Annotated in this window: 19 protein-coding genes; 14 read left to right on the top strand and 5 right to left on the bottom strand. The window is 71.3% G+C overall.

The genetic code is table 11. The annotated features are described in order from the left end of the window. The first annotated feature begins 16 nt into the window (after positions 1 to 16). The 7 genes from OG295_RS12220 to OG295_RS12190 all read left to right on the top strand — a co-directional run bounded on the left by OG295_RS12220 (position 17) and on the right by OG295_RS12190 (position 5,008). Positions 17 to 919: a DUF5936 domain-containing protein gene (locus OG295_RS12220; RefSeq protein ID WP_371676901.1), complete on the top strand. Its 903-nt coding sequence runs from the start codon at positions 17 to 19 to the stop codon at positions 917 to 919. Between the two features lie 6 nt (positions 920 to 925). Further along, entirely contained in the window at positions 926 to 2,065 is a 1,140-nt protein-coding gene (locus OG295_RS12215) for a sensor histidine kinase (protein WP_371676900.1), read from the top strand. Further along, positions 2,062 to 2,748 (top strand): response regulator, encoded by a 687-nt coding sequence (locus tag OG295_RS12210; RefSeq protein WP_371676899.1) that lies wholly within the window; start codon positions 2,062 to 2,064, stop codon positions 2,746 to 2,748. Before OG295_RS12215 ends, OG295_RS12210 begins: the two co-directional genes overlap by 4 nt. Before the next feature lie 110 nt (positions 2,749 to 2,858). After that, the gene (locus tag OG295_RS12205) at positions 2,859 to 3,104 is read left to right on the top strand and encodes a hypothetical protein (protein ID WP_371676898.1); all 246 of its coding nucleotides are present in this window, start codon (positions 2,859 to 2,861) and stop codon (positions 3,102 to 3,104) included. Then, on the top strand, positions 3,101 to 3,748 hold the full coding sequence (locus OG295_RS12200) for a pilus assembly protein TadG-related protein (protein ID WP_371676897.1): 648 nt from the start codon (positions 3,101 to 3,103) through the stop codon (positions 3,746 to 3,748). Before OG295_RS12205 ends, OG295_RS12200 begins: the two co-directional genes overlap by 4 nt. Before the next feature lie 47 nt (positions 3,749 to 3,795). After that, positions 3,796 to 4,365: a hypothetical protein gene (locus tag OG295_RS12195; RefSeq protein WP_371676896.1), complete on the top strand. Its 570-nt coding sequence runs from the start codon at positions 3,796 to 3,798 to the stop codon at positions 4,363 to 4,365. 4 nt (positions 4,366 to 4,369) lie between these two features. Beyond that, on the top strand, positions 4,370 to 5,008 hold the full coding sequence (locus OG295_RS12190) for an OmpA family protein (RefSeq protein ID WP_371676895.1): 639 nt from the start codon (positions 4,370 to 4,372) through the stop codon (positions 5,006 to 5,008). A gap of 36 nt (positions 5,009 to 5,044) precedes the next feature. Here OG295_RS12190 and OG295_RS12185 read toward each other — a convergent pair whose 3' ends face one another. Continuing rightward, positions 5,045 to 5,575: a TetR/AcrR family transcriptional regulator gene (locus OG295_RS12185; protein ID WP_371676894.1), complete on the bottom strand. Its 531-nt coding sequence runs from the start codon at positions 5,573 to 5,575 to the stop codon at positions 5,045 to 5,047. Between the two features lie 94 nt (positions 5,576 to 5,669). Here OG295_RS12185 and OG295_RS12180 point away from each other — a divergent pair, with 94 nt between their 5' ends. Both OG295_RS12180 and OG295_RS12175 read left to right on the top strand, forming a co-directional pair. Continuing rightward, entirely contained in the window at positions 5,670 to 6,095 is a 426-nt protein-coding gene (locus OG295_RS12180) for a nuclear transport factor 2 family protein (protein ID WP_371676893.1), read from the top strand. A gap of 27 nt (positions 6,096 to 6,122) precedes the next feature. Then, complete coding sequence (locus OG295_RS12175; protein WP_371676892.1) at positions 6,123 to 6,947, top strand: alpha/beta fold hydrolase; 825 nt, start codon at positions 6,123 to 6,125, stop codon at positions 6,945 to 6,947. A 16-nt stretch (positions 6,948 to 6,963) separates the two neighbouring features. Here OG295_RS12175 and OG295_RS12170 read toward each other — a convergent pair whose 3' ends face one another. Next, on the bottom strand, positions 6,964 to 7,161 hold the full coding sequence (locus OG295_RS12170) for a hypothetical protein (protein WP_371676891.1): 198 nt from the start codon (positions 7,159 to 7,161) through the stop codon (positions 6,964 to 6,966). 11 nt (positions 7,162 to 7,172) lie between these two features. Next, entirely contained in the window at positions 7,173 to 8,024 is an 852-nt protein-coding gene (locus OG295_RS12165) for a helix-turn-helix domain-containing protein (protein WP_371676890.1), read from the bottom strand. A gap of 238 nt (positions 8,025 to 8,262) precedes the next feature. Between OG295_RS12165 and OG295_RS12160 the strand changes: the two genes are divergently transcribed. The 3 genes from OG295_RS12160 to OG295_RS12150 all read left to right on the top strand — a co-directional run bounded on the left by OG295_RS12160 (position 8,263) and on the right by OG295_RS12150 (position 10,093). After that, complete coding sequence (locus OG295_RS12160) at positions 8,263 to 8,760, top strand: ATP-binding protein (protein ID WP_371676889.1); 498 nt, start codon at positions 8,263 to 8,265, stop codon at positions 8,758 to 8,760. A gap of 207 nt (positions 8,761 to 8,967) precedes the next feature. Next, positions 8,968 to 9,366, top strand: a complete 399-nt coding sequence (locus OG295_RS12155) for a hypothetical protein (protein ID WP_371676888.1) — start codon at positions 8,968 to 8,970, stop codon at positions 9,364 to 9,366. Between the two features lie 88 nt (positions 9,367 to 9,454). Then, a complete protein-coding gene (locus OG295_RS12150; RefSeq protein ID WP_371676887.1) occupies positions 9,455 to 10,093 on the top strand; it encodes a hypothetical protein in 639 nt (212 codons plus the stop codon). On the opposite strand, the gene OG295_RS12145 is transcribed toward OG295_RS12150, so the two are convergent. Continuing rightward, positions 10,068 to 10,658, bottom strand: a complete 591-nt coding sequence (locus OG295_RS12145; protein ID WP_371676886.1) for a TetR/AcrR family transcriptional regulator — start codon at positions 10,656 to 10,658, stop codon at positions 10,068 to 10,070. The genes OG295_RS12150 and OG295_RS12145 overlap by 26 nt on opposite strands. Before the next feature lie 129 nt (positions 10,659 to 10,787). On the opposite strand from OG295_RS12145, the gene OG295_RS12140 reads away from it, so the two are divergent. Next, on the top strand, positions 10,788 to 12,368 hold the full coding sequence (locus OG295_RS12140; RefSeq protein WP_371676885.1) for an MDR family MFS transporter: 1,581 nt from the start codon (positions 10,788 to 10,790) through the stop codon (positions 12,366 to 12,368). A 121-nt stretch (positions 12,369 to 12,489) separates the two neighbouring features. Here the strand turns inward: OG295_RS12140 and OG295_RS12135 are convergent, their stop codons facing one another. Next, the gene (locus OG295_RS12135) at positions 12,490 to 13,206 is read right to left on the bottom strand and encodes a TetR/AcrR family transcriptional regulator C-terminal domain-containing protein (RefSeq protein ID WP_371676884.1); all 717 of its coding nucleotides are present in this window, start codon (positions 13,204 to 13,206) and stop codon (positions 12,490 to 12,492) included. 141 nt (positions 13,207 to 13,347) lie between these two features. Between OG295_RS12135 and OG295_RS12130 the strand changes: the two genes are divergently transcribed. Further along, positions 13,348 to 15,015 (top strand): CocE/NonD family hydrolase, encoded by a 1,668-nt coding sequence (locus tag OG295_RS12130; RefSeq protein WP_371676883.1) that lies wholly within the window; start codon positions 13,348 to 13,350, stop codon positions 15,013 to 15,015. The last annotated feature ends 29 nt before the right edge of the window (positions 15,016 to 15,044 follow it).

Below are 15,044 nucleotides of genomic sequence, written 5' to 3'. Positions count from 1 at the left end.
GGGGGCTGACGCCGCGATGACCGCCTACCTCCCCCTCCTCCTCGCCCTGGCCGTGGCCCTGTCCGTCTTCGGTGCCCTGCACGGCATCCGCCTCTACCGCGCCGACGTCAAACTCCCGACCGACCTGGCCCTGGCCCTGGAGGTCGGCGCCACCCGCACCACCGCCGTCGGCTCGCTCGTGGACCGCCTCGGCATCCGCTGGGCGCCGCTGGTGCTGCGCCTGATGGGCGCCAAGCAGGTGGCCCGCAAGCGCCGCCAGATCGACATGGCGGGCAACCCGGCCGGCCTCACCATCGACCGCTACGCCGCCCGGCGCGCGGTCTACGGATTCCTGGGCGGACTCGGCGCCCTGGCCATGCTCATGAACGGGCAATGGATAGCAGCACTCCTCATGGTCGCTTTCGGACTGTTCTGGATCGAGTTCGGGCTGTGGTCGGCCGTCCGGGTGCGCCGGGACCACATCGAGCGGATCCTCCCGGACTTCCTTGACGTGCTGGCGGTGGTGGTCAGTGCCGGGCTCGGCTTCCGGCAGGCGCTGGACCGGGTGGCGGACAAGTACGAAGGGCCCTGGTCGGACGAGATCCGCATCACCCTGCAACGGATGGACATGGGCGTCAGTCGCCGCCAGGCCTTCGACGAGCTGCGCAGGCGCAACGACTCCGAACAGGTCGCCCAGTTCGTCACCGCCCTCCAACAGGGCGAGGAACTGGGCTCCCCGATCGTGGACACCCTCATCGCGATCGCCGAGGACATGCGGCGCACCGACGCGCAGAACGCCCGCCGACGTGCGGCGCGGGCCGTCCCGAAGGCGACGTTCGCGGTGACCATGTTCATGCTGCCGGGCACCCTGATCCTGCTCGTCTGCGGGTTCGTCTACGGAGCCAACGTGGACTTCGGCGCACTGCTCGGGGGCGGGTGAGCGGCCATGACCGCACTGCACTTACCGGCGATGCACGGGGCGGAGGGGCGGAACGCGGTTTCCGCTCCTTCCTTCATGGTCCAGGCCAGTGCCCTCCAGGCGCTGAGCCGCCAGGTCTTCGCGTTCCGGCTGGTCATGATCGCTCTTGGTGCGCCTTTCGCACTGGGCCGCACCGCGCCCGGAGCGCCGGCCTACCTGGTGTCCGGCGCGCTGCTGGCCACCTTCATGCTGTCCTACGTCCTCTTCCGCGACTGGGAGCGCTTCGGGCCGCTGCTGCTGCGCCACCGCTGGCTGCTGGCGGTGGACATGGTCCTGAGCGGGCTCCTGCTGATCGTGGCCACCCCCACCTCCCCGGTCGGGCTGGTGGCCCTGTGCACCCCGCTGCTGGCCGGGCTGGTCTACGGATGGCGGGGCTCGGCGGTGTACGCGGCCGCGCAGGCGGTGGCGGTGGCCGCGCTGGGCGGCGGCTTCGTGCTCTGCCTGCTGTGCGTGGTGGCCGGGGCCGCCGGATCCGGGCTGCGGGAGCTGCTGCTGCGCTTCGGGGCGGCCGTACGGAGCCTGGCGGCGGCCGAGGCGGTCCGGGACGAGCGGGAGCGGATGGCCCGGGAGATGCACGACTCGGTGGCCAAGACCCTGCACGGCCTGGCACTGGCGGCCGACGCCCTGGCCCGGACCCCCGACCCGGCGGCGATCCGCCGCCAGGCGGAACTCGTCGCGGACGCGGCCCGCCGCGCCTCTGCGGAGTCCCGGGCCCTGCTGACGGAGCTGCGCGTGCCCGGCCCCGCCCTCCTGCCGGGGCTGCGCGCCCTGGGCGCGGAACTCCACACCACGGGCACGCTGCCCGTCCTTCCCCCGGGGGTGGTGCACCAGCTGCTCTCCGTCGCCGGGGAGGCGGTGGAGAACGCCCGCCGCCACGCCGGGGCCTCGCGGGTGGAGATGTCGGTGTGCGCGGGGCCGTCGACGCTCACGGTGACGGTCGAGGACGACGGGGTCGGCCTGCCCCCCGTGATGCCGGCCGGGCATTTCGGGGTCCTCGGCATGAGGGAACGCGCGCACGCCATCGGCGCCGCCTTCGAGGTCGGCCCCCGCACCGCGGGCACCGGCACCCGGGTCCGCCTGACCCTGCCGACGGGGGGCCGCACGTGACCGCCCTGCGCGTCCTGATCGCGGACGACAACCCGGTCGTCCGCGCGGGCCTGAGCAGCCTCCTGGCCACCACCGCCGACCTCGTGGTCGTGGCGGAGGCCCAGGACGGCCACGAGGCCCTGCACCTGACCCGGCTCCACAGTCCGGACGTGATCCTGCTGGACGTCCGCATGCCGGGAGTCGACGGCATCTCGGCCCTGCCGCACCTGGTGTGCCTGGCACCGGTGCTGATGCTGACGTACAGCCAGGAGGCCGATGTCGTCCGCGAGGCACTGCTGTTGGGCGCGGGCGGCTACCTGGTCCACGGCGAGTTCACGCCCGACGACCTCCTGCGCGCGGTCCGTGACACCCGCGCCGGCCGCGCCCATTTCACCCCGACGGCGGCGACCGTCGTGCTCGCGGAACTCCGGTCCTCTTCGCAACAGCAACGAAATGTGGGACAGTCTACGGAGCGCGTGCACAACTCCGTTGCTTTCGGGCTGAGTTCGCGGGAGGTGGAGATCATGGATCTGATCGCGTCCGGCATGAACAACCAGCAGATCGCCGGCGCCTGCTTCATCAGCGAGAAGACGGTCAAGAACCACATCAACCGCATCTTCGCCAAACTCCGGAGCACCTCCCGCAGCGAGGCGATAGCCCGCTGGCTGGGAACCGCCCGTCCAGGGGTGACCGGTCATGGGTAGACGGAGTACGCAGTGGGTCCGTATTTGGGCCCCGGGACCCTTGGTGACGACCGGTAACTCGTCGTACCGTCCGCAAATCAACAGCGGCACCGGCCCGGGAGGGAACCCCCATGTCACACAACAGGCTGCTGAAGGCATCGGTCGAGGCGAAGCTCCGCCTGAACGACTGGACGGACACGGCGGTGACACGCCTCCGCAAGCGCTACGCGAACCTCGACCGGGGGCAGACCGCGTTCGAGTACCTGGGCATCATCCTGGTGGTGATCGTCATCATCGGGGCGATCGTCGGATCGGGTATCGGGACGGCGATCACCAACCGGATTTCCCAAGCCGTCGAGGACATCACCGCCGGGTGATAGGGAAGACGTCGCGTGACCTGGGGCAGGCATTCCCCATCTACATCGTGATGGTGGCGTGCCTGCTCTTCGCCGCGCTCGCCTTCTTCGTGGTCGGCCAGGCGTCGGTGACGCGCAGCAACGGGCAGGGAGCGGCGGACGCGGCGGCACTGGCGGCGGCCCGTGACGCGAGGAGTCACCTGGTCCCAGGGCTTGACCTCACCACCCTCCCGCCTGCGGATTGGGAGGCCCTGCTCGCGGGGAATCGCTTCGACCTGTCACGTGCCTGTGCCGGAGCCGAGAGTTTTGCGGCTCAGAACGATGCTGTGGCGACCTGCACGCCGCTCGGGCTGCGATTCAAAGTAGCTGTCGTCACGAACGGAACCGTCGGTGATTCCGTGATCCCGGGAACGGCCGGAGTCCACGGCAGGGCAGAGGCCACTGCGGAGGTCGAACCGCGGTGCCACCTCGGGGCCGCCCCCATGTCCACCCCCGTCCCCACCGCCACGCCGTCCTCTGGAGGGACGCCGACGGGTGGGCCTGAGAAGCCCGGGTCGATTTCGATCGTGTGCGAGGGCGCTGACGACCTCACCTTCGATCCTGCAAAGCCCGAACCCTGGGACAAGTTGGCCAGGGCCCTGTTCAAGGTCCGACTGGTCGACTGATGGTGCACGAGACAGATAAGGAAGCGGCGTAGATGAGGATTCGGCACGTGGTGAAGGTGCGCACAGGAGCTGTCGCTGTCGTGGCCGTCATGGCTTTCGCCTTGGCCGGGTGTGGCAACGGTGATGACGCGAAGCCCAAGCCACAGGCGCCGTCAGCCGGGCAGACTTCTGCGGGCAAGCCGCAGAAGTCACCGTCGGCCGCAGGTCAGAGTTCGGCGCCGGTCGAGGTGATCGCAACGTCGGCTGGTCCGGAGGGGATTGTCCTCACGCTGAACTCCGCCGTCCGTGATCAAGGCGGATTCCTGACCATCAGCGGGCAGATCAAGAACGGTGGAACGTCGGCGTTCGTGCAGACAGCGGCTTGGCGCGGTGATGAGAAGAGCGCGAGCGCCGCGTCCGTGGCCGGCGCCACGCTGACCGACAAGGCCGGCAAGAAACGCTACTACGTGCTCCGGGACACCGAGAGCAGGTGTCTCTGCACGAGCGGCATCACGCGTATCGCCGCAGGCGAGACCGTTCCCTTCTTCGCACAGTTCCCCGTACCTCCCGCCACCACCACCGAGGTGGACTTCAACCTCCCCACCTTCGCCACGGCCACCGTCAAACTCTCCGGGTGACCCCATGACCACACGCCACCGCGCAGCCGCCGCCACAGCCGTTTCGGCCCTGATCATCGCCGGGGCCCACCTGATCGGCGCCACCGCCGCCCACGCAGACGACGTGAAGCCGTCCGCGCCGCCCGGCACCGAGCCGTCCGCTTCCGCGCCCGTGCCGATCGACTCCGCCTCCCCGGGGTTGAAGATCCCCCAGGGCGGGACCCTCGCCCCCGCCAAGGTGCTCGACATCGCCGAGGTCGTCGAGGACCTCGGCGGGGAGCAGCGGCGGCAGGAGACCAATCAGACCGTGATGATGGCCCTGCAGTCCGAGGTCCTCTTTCCCGAGAACAGCGCCGTCTTCAACGCCCAGGCCGCCGCCCGCATCCAGGCCATCGCCAACGAGATCAACACCCAGAAGGCCACCCGCGTCCGCGTCTTCGGCTTCACCGACGACCAGGGCAGTTACGAGCACGGCAAGGAGCTCAGCAAGCAGCGCGCCGACGCCGTGCAGGCGGAGCTGGCCAAGACCGTCACCGCCCCCGGGGTCACCTACGACGTCCGCGGCTACAGCGAGGACTACCCGATCGCCGACAACAGCACCGAGGAAGGCCGCAAGAAGAACCGCCGCGTCGAGATCACCTTCCCCCGCAGCACCGGCGGTTAGGCGGTCGGCCGGTCGGCCGGTCGGCCGGTCAACCCGTCAGCCCGTCAGGCGTTCCGCCATCGCGCGCGCCCTGCGCGCCGGCTCCGGGCCCGGGGAGAGGGCGGCCACCGTGATCGCGCCCTCGATCAGGATCAGCAGGTCGTCGGCCGTGGCGGGGGAGTCCGGGACGAGTTCCGCGAGCAGCGCGCGCAGGTCCGCCTTGTGGCGGCGTACGGCGTCCAGCATCCCGGGCGGCCCGCCGTCGCCCAGCTCCCCGTACGCGTTCAGGAAGGCACAGCCCCGGAAGCCCGGCTCCGAGAACCACCGCTCCAGCCAGTCGAAGACCGCGCCGAGCGGTTCCGGGGCCCCCTTGACCGCCTCCCGCAGGCTCCCCGTCCAGCGCCGGTCGCGCCGCTCCAGATAGGCCGTGACCAGGGCTTCCTTCGCCGGGAAGATCCGGTACAGCCGCTTGAGCGGCACCCCCGAGCCCGCGCGGATGCGGTCCATGCCGACGGCCTGGATGCCGTGCGCGTAGAACAGCTCCTCCGCCGCGTCCAGCAGCCGGGTGCGGGCCTCTTCCTCGTCCATGGGGGCAGCGTAGCCCAAACGGCCTTGCGGAGAGAACGATCGTTCTCCTAGGCTTGAGAACGATCGTTCTCCACGACCGAGAGGGGACTTCCGCATGTCCGGAACCACTGCCGCCCGCCCGCCCGTTCCGCCCTTCACCGAGGAAACCGCCCACGCCAAGGTCCAGGCCGCCGAGGACGCCTGGAACAGCCGCGATCCCGAACGCGTCGCCCTCGCCTACACGGAGGATTCCGTCTGGCGCAACCGCGACCGCTTCCTCACCGGCCGGGCCGAGATCCGCGCCTTCCTCGCCGACAAGTGGCAGCGGGAGCTGGACTACCGGCTCCGCAAGGAGCTGTGGGCGTACACCGGAAACCGCATCTCGGTCCGCTTCGAGTACGAGTGGCACGACACCGCCGGCCAGTGGTGGCGCAGCCACGGCAACGAGCAGTGGGAGTTCGACCCCGACGGCCTGATGCGCCGCCGCGAGGCCAGCATCAACGACGTCCCGATCACCGCCGCCGAGCGCCGGCTCGCCTGATCCCGCCGGGTGCGGTTCTGTGGAGTCATGGCACAGGTCCGCGTGAACGGCACCACCCTCTTCCACGAGGCCACCGGGGACGGGGAGCCCCTCGTCCTGGTCCACGGCTCCTGGAGCGACCACGACGGCTGGCGGGCCGTCGTGCCCCGCCTCGCGGAGCGCGCGCCGCTGCGCGTCGTGGCCTACGACCGCCGGGGCCACAGCCGCAGCGAGCGCCCGCCGGGGCCGGGCAGCCGGGTGGAGGACGAGGAGGACCTGGCCGCCCTCATCGAGGCCCTCGGCCTCGCTCCGGCGCACGTGGCCGGGAACTCCTTCGGCGCCTCCACCGCCCTCGGCCTCGCCGCCCGCCGCCCGGAGCTCTTCCGCAGCGTCACCGCCCACGAGCCCCCGCTCCTCGGCGTCGTCGCCGACGACCCTGCCCTCCGGCCGCTGATGGAAGCCACCCGGCTCCGGATCGAGGGGGTCCTCACCGAGCTGCGCGCGGGCCGCGACCGGGCGGGGGCCCGCCGCTTCGTGGAGGAGGTCGCCTTCGGCCCGGGGGCGTGGGACCGGCTGCCGGAGCCGCTGCGCGAGACGTACGTGGCCAACGCGCCCACCTTCGCGGACGAGCAGGCCGACCCGGCCTGGGCCGACCTGGACCTCACCCGCCTCTCCCGCTACACCGGTCCCGTGCTGCTGACCCGGGGCACCGAGAGCCCGCCCTGGTTCCCGGTGATCACCGACCGGCTCGCCGCCGCGCTGCCGCAGGCGCGGGTCAGGGTGCTGGAGGGCGCGGGCCACGTCCCGCACGTCTCCCACCCCGACCTCTACGTGGACGGCCTGACCGCCTTCCTCGCCGCCGGGGCGGGCTGATCCGGAGGCCCGGAGGTCACCCCTCCAGCAGATGGTCCGCCTTCCCGGCCTTGATGTCGCGGATCAGCTGGCGCAGCGATTCCGTCGAGTCGGTGAGGTAGGCCGCCTCCGCTCCCGCGACGGCGATGTAGCTGTTCCCGTCCCCGTCGACCCCGATCCGGTAGCAGCTCGCTCCTTCGCCGCAGAAGGCGTCTTCCCAGGTGATGTCGGCCATCGGCCGTCCTCTCAGAGTTGGCGGGCCAGGCTGTGGATGAAGTCCCGAGACGCCTCGGGGGAGAGGCTGAGGCTCTCCATCCAGTCCAGCTGGGCTCGGTATTTGGCTAGTTGGGCTTCGGTATGCAGGAAGTCCGGCCCGTGCGTGCTGTCCACCTGTGCGGTGTCGAGGCGCGGTACGGGTCCCTCCAGGTAGTTGACGGTCTGCCCGGCGCCCGGGAATCCCCCGGCCTTGAAGGTCAGGACGCGCAAGGTGATGTTGTCCTTCTCGGCTGAGAGGTTGAGCTGCTCCAGCTGTGCCCGCGCCACCTTCGGTCCGCCGAACTGCATCCGCAGCGCCGCCTCGTGGATGACCGTGACGTACGCGGGCGCGGCATCGCCTTCCAGCACCTGCTGGCGCTCCAGCCGGTGGGCGAGCCGAAGGGCGACCTCCTTTTCGGGGAGGGCGGGTACGACGAGGCGGAAGAGGGCCAACGCGTGGTCGCTGGTCTGGAGCAGTCCGGGAATGTGCACCGAGTGGGCGCACCTCATGCGTGTGGCGTGTGCCTCCAGCTCGGCAATGTCCAGTATCGGAGCCGACAGTGAGCCGCGATAGCGCTCCCACCAGCCGCGGCGCCGAGGTTGCGTCATGGCGACGAGCGCCTCGATGTACTCCTCGTCGGCGCACTCGCAGTGACACGCCAGGGAGCGCAGCCGCTCCTCGCTGATGGCTCGGATGCCCTGCTCGATGGCGGAGACCTTCGACCGGTCGACTCCCAGAAGTCCGGCCGCCGATTCAGCAGATACGTCTGCGGCGACCCTCATGCGGCGCAGCTCGGCGCCCAGTCGTTTCTGCCGTTCGGTCGGTGCGGTGCGTGGCGGCATGGACGCAGTCTGCCGTGTCGCGGTGCTCGAATCCATGCGTGGCCATACTTCCTCAATGAGGTGGTCAATAGACCCCTATTCACGCTACGTTAGGTAACGCACCGCCCACGCAGGGGAGTTGAAGTGCATCGCCGCAGCATGCCTCGGGCCTCGGCGACGAGCCACGCTCCCCGTTCCGCGTCGGCCATCCGTGCGCGTCGAACTCGCCTTCGTCCAAGCCGACTTCAGGGAGTCCGTCATGCCCAGCCCCCTTTCGTCCTGCCCGCCGCCCCGGCCCGCCGAGGGTCCGTGCGAGCCGCCCGCGCCCGACGGGCTCGCGTGCAGCCTCACCGTGCCCGCAGCCCCGTACAGCGGCCAGATCGCGCGCGGCGCCGTACGGTCCGTGCTGCACGCCTACCGGCTCGACGCCCTCGCCCCCGCCGCCGTGCAGGTCGCCGGGGAGCTGATCGCCGCCACCTGGGACTTGGAGCCCGGCCGGAGCCTCTACCTCTCCGTCCGGTACCGCGACGACGCACTGCGGCTCAGCGTCTACGACGCCCACGCCCCCCACGCCCACCCCCGCCTGGCCGCCCACTGTGAGGCCCGGCGGCGGGCGGGGCTGCGGGTGATGGCGGCCGTCGTGCGGGACTGCGGCGGGGCGTGGGGGTTCGGGGAGTCCCGGGAGCCCGGAGGCGGTACGCGGACCTGGGCGAGCCTGCCCCGGGACGGCGCCGTTGGGTATCTCCCGGCCCGATGAACTTCTTTGATCGGGCGCGTCCGCATGCAGGGGGGCGGACCAGGTGACCTCCCCTGCGGCGCAGTACAGGGACGTCCTGGTTGACTTCCAGGACTTCGTGCGCACGGTGCGCCCGAACAGCGGAGCGGGGGTCTGACGATGGGGCGTCTTTGGGACAGGTGGACCGGTACGAAGCATCCCGCCGCCGGGGTCAGGCCCCTGCCGACCATGGAGGTGCGGGAAGCGCTGCTCGCGCTCAACGGGCCCGACGCGGTGTTCCAGGTGCGCCACGGCTTTCCCAAGGAGAAGGCCGACCTAGTGGCGGACCGGCACGTTCCGCGGCTGGACCTGACCGTCAAGATCCGGATGCGGCTGGTCCCGGCGACCCGTGAGGTGCGGGCGCTCGAAGAGCAGTGGGGGAAGATATCGCACGAGTACTCCGGGCGGCAGTACGGCCGCGGGGGCGGAGTCATGGTCGCCAGGAAGTGGCAGTTCGAGAAGGGCCCCGATGGCCGCCGACACCTGGTCGAGACGTTCCGGTTCGACTCGCGGGACATGAAGGACCCCCTGCGGGACGCCGTCCTCGCCGCCGGGTGGACCTGGCGCGGAGTGCTGCTCAAGTGGTGAGCGGTCCGCAGGCCTCTGCCGGGTGAACATCCCCTGACAGAACGGCTGTTCGGGCGTGAGTGCCCGTCCGGGCGGTCAGGATGCGGGCATGGTGGTGGATGTCAGACGGAACCTGGCCGGCGCGGTCTTCGCCGTCGTGCTGATGGGGTCCGCGCTCTGGTGGGTGTCGCTCCCGGACTCCGTGCGGGTGCCCGTCCGGACCTGTGGGGGCGTCCTGACGGGGAGGGAGGTCGCCGCGTTGTTGCCGTCGCGGACGCGCGGCGAGGGGTACGCGGAGTCCCGGGAGCCCGTGCGGGCCGACGGCGGTACCTGGTGCCGGATGACCGCCGGGGGCGGCGCCCTCTGGGGCGACTACCACTGGCTCACCCCCGAGGACGCCCGGAGCCGGGTGCGGGGCAACGCTCCCGTCCGGCTGGCGGAGGTCGAGGGGTACGCGAACGACCATGCGGCGAGTCTCTACCTGCCATGCCGGGCCCCCGCCGGCGCGGATGAGCGATGGCTCGCGGTGAACGTGCACCGGAGGGAGAGCCGGGTGGCGGACGAGGCGGTGCCGCCCGGCGCCGCGGAGCCGCTGGCCGCCCTCGCCGCCGACGCGGCCCGCCACCTCGCCCCGCTCCTGCCCTGCGACCTCGGCTTCCGCATCGCCCCCGGCGCGCCGGTCGCCGGTACGGCCGTCGTGGAGCCGACCGCCCCCGCGACGGCTACTGCGCCTGGTGGGCGCGGGTGATCAGATCGGTGGCCACCTCCAGGGCGGCCTGGCGGGTCTCCTCCGGGTCGCCCTCCACGTGCTGGAGGAACATCATCCCCGCGTGCAGGGTGAACAGGGCGCTCACGCAGCGCACCTGGTCCGCCAGCGGCCCCTCGTCCGTGCGCAGCAGTTCCACCAGGGTGAAGAGCCGCTTCTTGACGGTCTCGCCGATGCTGAGCTCCCGCATCGTCGCCTGGTTCTCCTGCATGAAGCGGTACAGCTGTGCGCCCGACGCCATCGCCTCGCTGTACCGGCGCAGCACCTCCCGCTTGGTCTCCAGCGTCCGGGGCTGCCCCTGGGCCCACTCGATCAGCTCGTCGATCGGCCGCGTCGAGTCCTCGAAGACACTGATGATGATGTCTTCCTTGGTCTTGAAGTGGTAGTAGAGCGCCGCCTTGGTGACGTCCAGCCGCTCCGCGATCTCCCGCAGGGAGGTCTTCTCGTACCCCTGCTCGGCGAAGAGTTCCAGCGCGACGTCCTGGATGCGCTGGCGCGTGTTTCCGCGCTTGGCCTGCGGAGCGGTGCCGCTGGAACTGCTGGACATGACTCTCCCCACGAGAACTTACTTGACGCCCGGCTAGTAGCAGGACTACCTTCCCCAGTGTAGTGAACTAGCCGGGCGGCAAGTAAGTGCCCGACCGAACGAAGAAGTGCCAGTACCAGGGGAGTGGACATGAGCGAGACGGTCAAGCAGGCGGGCGCCTCGGGGGAGGTGAAGCCGCGCAGCGTGCGCGTCGTGCTCATGGCACTCATGATCGCCATGCTGCTCGCCATGCTAGACAACATGATCATCGGGACCGCGATGCCGACCATCGTCGGTGAGCTCGGTGGTCTCGAACACCTCTCCTGGGTGGTCACCGCCTACACCCTGGCGACCGCGGCCTCCACCCCCATCTGGGGCAAGATCGGTGACATGTACGGGCGCAAGGGCTCGTTCCTCACCTCGATCGTCATCTTCCTCGTCGGCTCCGCGCTCAGCGGCATGGCCCAGGACATGGGCCAGCTGATCGGCTTCCGCGCGATCCAGGGTCTGGGCGCCGGCGGTCTGATGGTCGGCGTCATGGCGATCATCGGCGACCTGATCCCGCCCCGTGAGCGCGGCAAGTACCAGGGCATGATGGCCGGCGTGATGGCCCTCGCCATGATCGGCGGCCCGCTGGTCGGCGGCACCATCACCGACCACATGGGCTGGCGCTGGGCCTTCTACATCAACCTCCCGCTCGGCGCCGTCGCCCTCGCGATGGTCACGGCCGTGCTGCACCTGCCCAAGAAGAAGGCGCAGGGGAAGATCGACTACCTGGGCGCGGCGCTGCTGACCGTCGCCATCACCTCGACCGTCCTCGTCACCACCTGGGGCGGCACCGAGTACGCCTGGGGTTCCGCGGAGATCATCGGCCTGATCGTCGTCGGCCTGCTCTCGCTCGCCGCCTTCCTCTACGTCGAGACCAAGGCCGCCGAGCCGGTCATGCCGCTGCACATCTTCCGCAGCCGCAACTTCACGCTCATGTCCGTGATCGGCTTCCTCGTCGGCTTCGCGATGTTCGGCGGCGTGCTCTACCTGCCGCTCTTCCAGCAGGCGGTGCAGGGTGCCTCCGCCACCAACTCGGGCCTGCTCCTCCTGCCGATGCTGCTCTCGATGATGGTCGTCTCGCTCGTCGCGGGCCGGATCACCACCAGCAGTGGCCGGTACAAGATGTTCCCGATCATCGGCGGCGCGCTGATGGTCGTCGGGCTCTTCCTGCTCGCCTCCATGGACACCGGCACCACCCGCCTCGTCTCCGGCCTCTACATGGCCGTCCTCGGCGCCGGTCTCGGCTTCCTGATGCAGATCACCATGCTGGTCGCGCAGAACAGCGTGGACATGAAGGACATGGGCGTCGCCTCCTCCTCGGCCACGCTCTTCCGCACCCTGGGCGGCTCCTTCGGCGTGGCCCTCATGGGCTCGCTCTTCACCACCCAGGTCACGGACACCATGTCCGAGCGGCTCGGCCCGCAGGCCGCCAAGGCCGCGGGCTCCGCCCAGCTGGACGCGGCGAGCCTGGCCAAGCTGCCAGAGGCCGTGCGCGACGCCTACCAGCACGCGGTGGCCGCCGGTACGCACTCGGCGTTCCTGCTGGGCGCGGGCATCGCCGTACTGGGCTTCGTGCTCGCCTGGTTCGTCAAGGAGGTCCCGCTGCGGGGCGCCGGTCCGGCCCAGGGCGGCGGCGAGGGCGCCAAGGCCGCGCCCGCTCCGCAGGACTCCTTCGCGCACTGAGTCCCCCGCGCGGGAACGCGCGGTGCGCACGCGGCACGCGGCACACACCACACGGGTCCGGCCCGGGGAGGGATCCCCGGGCCGGACCCGTTTCCGTATGCGGCCCCGCGGCCCCGCGGGATCAGCCGGTGTCGAGCCCGTCCACGAGGCGGTTGAGGAACCGGTCGAAGGTGGCTTCGGGCGTGAGGGGGCGTCCGGGGGCGGCGAGGGCCTCGGCGAGTTCCGGGTGGCGGCCGTCCGTCGCGACGGCGGTGAGGTAGCGGACTTCCGCCGCGGCCCGGTCGGGGGACTGCGAGGCCGCGGCCCGCGCGATCTCGTGGCCGACGTGCCCGGCCACGAACGCGGTCAGCTGGGCGAAGACCTCCAGCTTCGCCGCGCCGTCCAGCCCCGTGGGCCGCAGGGCGGCGAGCGCGCGTTCCAGGAAGGCCAGGGTGTTGGGGCCGGGGGTGCGGTGGGTGGCCAGAGCGGCGGGCAGCCAGGGGTGTCGCAGCATGTGGGCGCGCTGGAGGTGCGCGATGGCCTTCAGCTCGGCGCGCCAGTCGCCGGTGGGCGCGTGCGCGGCCGGCAGTTCGCCGCTGACGTGGTCGACCATCAGCTCCAGCAGCGTCTCCTTGTCGGGGGCGTAGCTGTAGAGCGACATGGCGCCGGCTCCGACCTGCGCGGCGACCTTCCGGATGGTGACCGCTTCGAGCCCCTCCGCGTCCGCCAGGGCGACGGCCGCCGCGGTGATCGTCTCTCTGCTGTAGGCGGGCTTGCGCCCCCTGCGGGGCTGGTCGGAACCCAGCCAGAGCTGCTCGGGGTCGATGCCTGCGGCATCGGCCCCTCCTCTACGGGGCATGGTCCATGCTCCCTTCCTTGATCAGGGCGGCCCTTGCGGGCCTCATCCAAGCATCCTGTATTCTCGTACACTGTACGGACATGGAGGAGGGGAACGATGGCAACACGCACGCACGGTCCTGCGCCGAGGACGACCTGGGCGATGCCTTCCGGTAAGCCGCCGCTGGCCTCGCGGATGATGAGGGCGACCTGGCGCGGCCTCCCGGCCAAGCGGTACGACGTCGGGTGGGAGCCGGGGCTGCGGGTGCCGGCCGCCGACGGCAGCCCGCTGGTCACGGACCACTACTTCCCGCGCGCCGACGGCGACTTCCCCACCCTCCTGGTGCGCTCGCCGTACGGCAGGGGCCTGCCGTGGTCTCCGATGTACGGCGTGCTCTTCGCCGAACAGGGCTTTCACGTGGTGCTGCAGAGCTGCCGCGGCACCGGCGGCTCCGGCGGCGAGTTCGACCTGTGGCGCAACGAGGCCGCCGACGGCCGGGCCACGGTGTCCTGGCTGCGCGAGCAGAGCTGGTTCGACGGAACACTGGGGACCGTCGGGCCCAGCTACCTGGGATACGTGCAGTGGGCCCTCGCCGCGGACCCGCCGCCGGAGCTGAAGGCGATGGTGGTGCAGGTGGGGCTGCACGATCCGTACTCCCTGTTCTACGCGGACGGTGCGCTCCGCCTGGAGAACACCCTCGCCGTCGGCGCCGGCATGACGTACCAGCACCAGGGCATGGGCCGGTTCGTCAGGGCGACGATGCGTCTGCAGCGCCGCCTGGGCGAAGTCACCACCGCGCGGCCGCTGCGCGGGGCGTACGCGCCCGCCCTCGGGGGTGACGTGCCCTGGCTGGACGAGGTGATGTCGCACCCGGACGCCGAGGACGCGTACTGGCACGGCGCGTCGATGGCGACGGTGGCGGAGCGGCTGGGCGTGCCGACCGCTTTGATCACCGGATGGCACGACGTCATGGGCGACCAGACCCTGGGGCAGTACCACCGGCTGCGCGAGGCCGGCTGCGAGACCTCCCTGCTCGTCGGCCCCTGGACCCACACGTCCGCGCTGCAGCAGGGGTGGCCCGAGGTCTTCGCCGAGAGCCTCGCCTGGCTGCGCGCGCACCTGTGCGGCGATGCCTCCGGTCTCCGTCCCACCAGGGTCCGCGTGCACGTCGGCGGCGAAGACGACTGGCGGGACCTCGACGACTGGCCGCCGGCCGCGGCCACCACCTCGTGGTTCCCGGCCGAGCAGGGGCGGCTCACCGAGCGGGCTCCCGCGCAGTCCGCGCCACTGGCGTCGGTCCGCTACGACCCGGACGACCCCACCCCCTCGCTCGGCGGCCCGCTGCTCTCCCGTACGGCCGGTCCTCGTGACAACGGCGCCCTGGAGAGCCGGGACGACGTGCTGACGTTCACCGGACCCCCGCTGACGGCGCCCGTGGACGTCCTCGGCCCGGTCATCGCCCGGTTGACCATCTCCACGGACACCGGCCACGCCGACGTCTTCACCCGCCTGTGCGACGTGGACGAGCAGGGCCGCTCCGTCAACATCTGCGACGGGCTGGGCCGGCTTCGGACGGACGAAGGCGTGCCCTCGTCCGTCACCGTGCCGATGAGTTCCACCGCCCACCGCTTCGCCGTCGGTCACCGCATGCGCTGGCAGATCAGCGGGGGCGCCCATCCGCGCTACGCCCGCAACCCCGGCACCGGGGAGTCGTCGGCGGACGCCACGACCTTCACGCCGGTGCGCATCACGCTCCACACGGACTCCGCGCTGGTGCTCGCGACGCCCGCCCCCGGTGCCGTGGGGCAGGAGGGGCGTCCGGGGCTATAAAGGACCAAAGTCCTTATTACCTGGAATTT

The organism is Streptomyces sp. NBC_01276, from assembly GCF_041435355.1.
Classification (GTDB): Bacteria; Actinomycetota; Actinomycetes; order Streptomycetales; family Streptomycetaceae; genus Streptomyces.
This window is presented reverse-complemented; position numbering and strand designations above follow the sequence as displayed.

Coding starts and splice junctions, on each gene's coding strand:
- OG295_RS12220 (WP_371676901.1), top strand. CDS start 17: ATGACCGCCTACCTCCCCCTCCTCCTCGCCCTGGCCGTGGCCCTGTCC.
- OG295_RS12215 (WP_371676900.1), top strand. CDS start 926: ATGACCGCACTGCACTTACCGGCGATGCACGGGGCGGAGGGGCGGAAC.
- OG295_RS12205 (WP_371676898.1), top strand. CDS start 2,859: ATGTCACACAACAGGCTGCTGAAGGCATCGGTCGAGGCGAAGCTCCGC.
- OG295_RS12190 (WP_371676895.1), top strand. CDS start 4,370: ATGACCACACGCCACCGCGCAGCCGCCGCCACAGCCGTTTCGGCCCTG.
- OG295_RS12185 (WP_371676894.1), bottom strand. CDS start 5,575: ATGGACGAGGAAGAGGCCCGCACCCGGCTGCTGGACGCGGCGGAGGAG.
- OG295_RS12180 (WP_371676893.1), top strand. CDS start 5,670: ATGTCCGGAACCACTGCCGCCCGCCCGCCCGTTCCGCCCTTCACCGAG.
- OG295_RS12175 (WP_371676892.1), top strand. CDS start 6,123: ATGGCACAGGTCCGCGTGAACGGCACCACCCTCTTCCACGAGGCCACC.
- OG295_RS12170 (WP_371676891.1), bottom strand. CDS start 7,161: ATGGCCGACATCACCTGGGAAGACGCCTTCTGCGGCGAAGGAGCGAGC.
- OG295_RS12165 (WP_371676890.1), bottom strand. CDS start 8,024: ATGCCGCCACGCACCGCACCGACCGAACGGCAGAAACGACTGGGCGCC.
- OG295_RS12160 (WP_371676889.1), top strand. CDS start 8,263: ATGCCCAGCCCCCTTTCGTCCTGCCCGCCGCCCCGGCCCGCCGAGGGT.
- OG295_RS12155 (WP_371676888.1), top strand. CDS start 8,968: ATGGAGGTGCGGGAAGCGCTGCTCGCGCTCAACGGGCCCGACGCGGTG.
- OG295_RS12150 (WP_371676887.1), top strand. CDS start 9,455: ATGGTGGTGGATGTCAGACGGAACCTGGCCGGCGCGGTCTTCGCCGTC.
- OG295_RS12145 (WP_371676886.1), bottom strand. CDS start 10,658: ATGTCCAGCAGTTCCAGCGGCACCGCTCCGCAGGCCAAGCGCGGAAAC.
- OG295_RS12140 (WP_371676885.1), top strand. CDS start 10,788: ATGAGCGAGACGGTCAAGCAGGCGGGCGCCTCGGGGGAGGTGAAGCCG.
- OG295_RS12135 (WP_371676884.1), bottom strand. CDS start 13,206: ATGCCCCGTAGAGGAGGGGCCGATGCCGCAGGCATCGACCCCGAGCAG.
- OG295_RS12130 (WP_371676883.1), top strand. CDS start 13,348: ATGCCTTCCGGTAAGCCGCCGCTGGCCTCGCGGATGATGAGGGCGACC.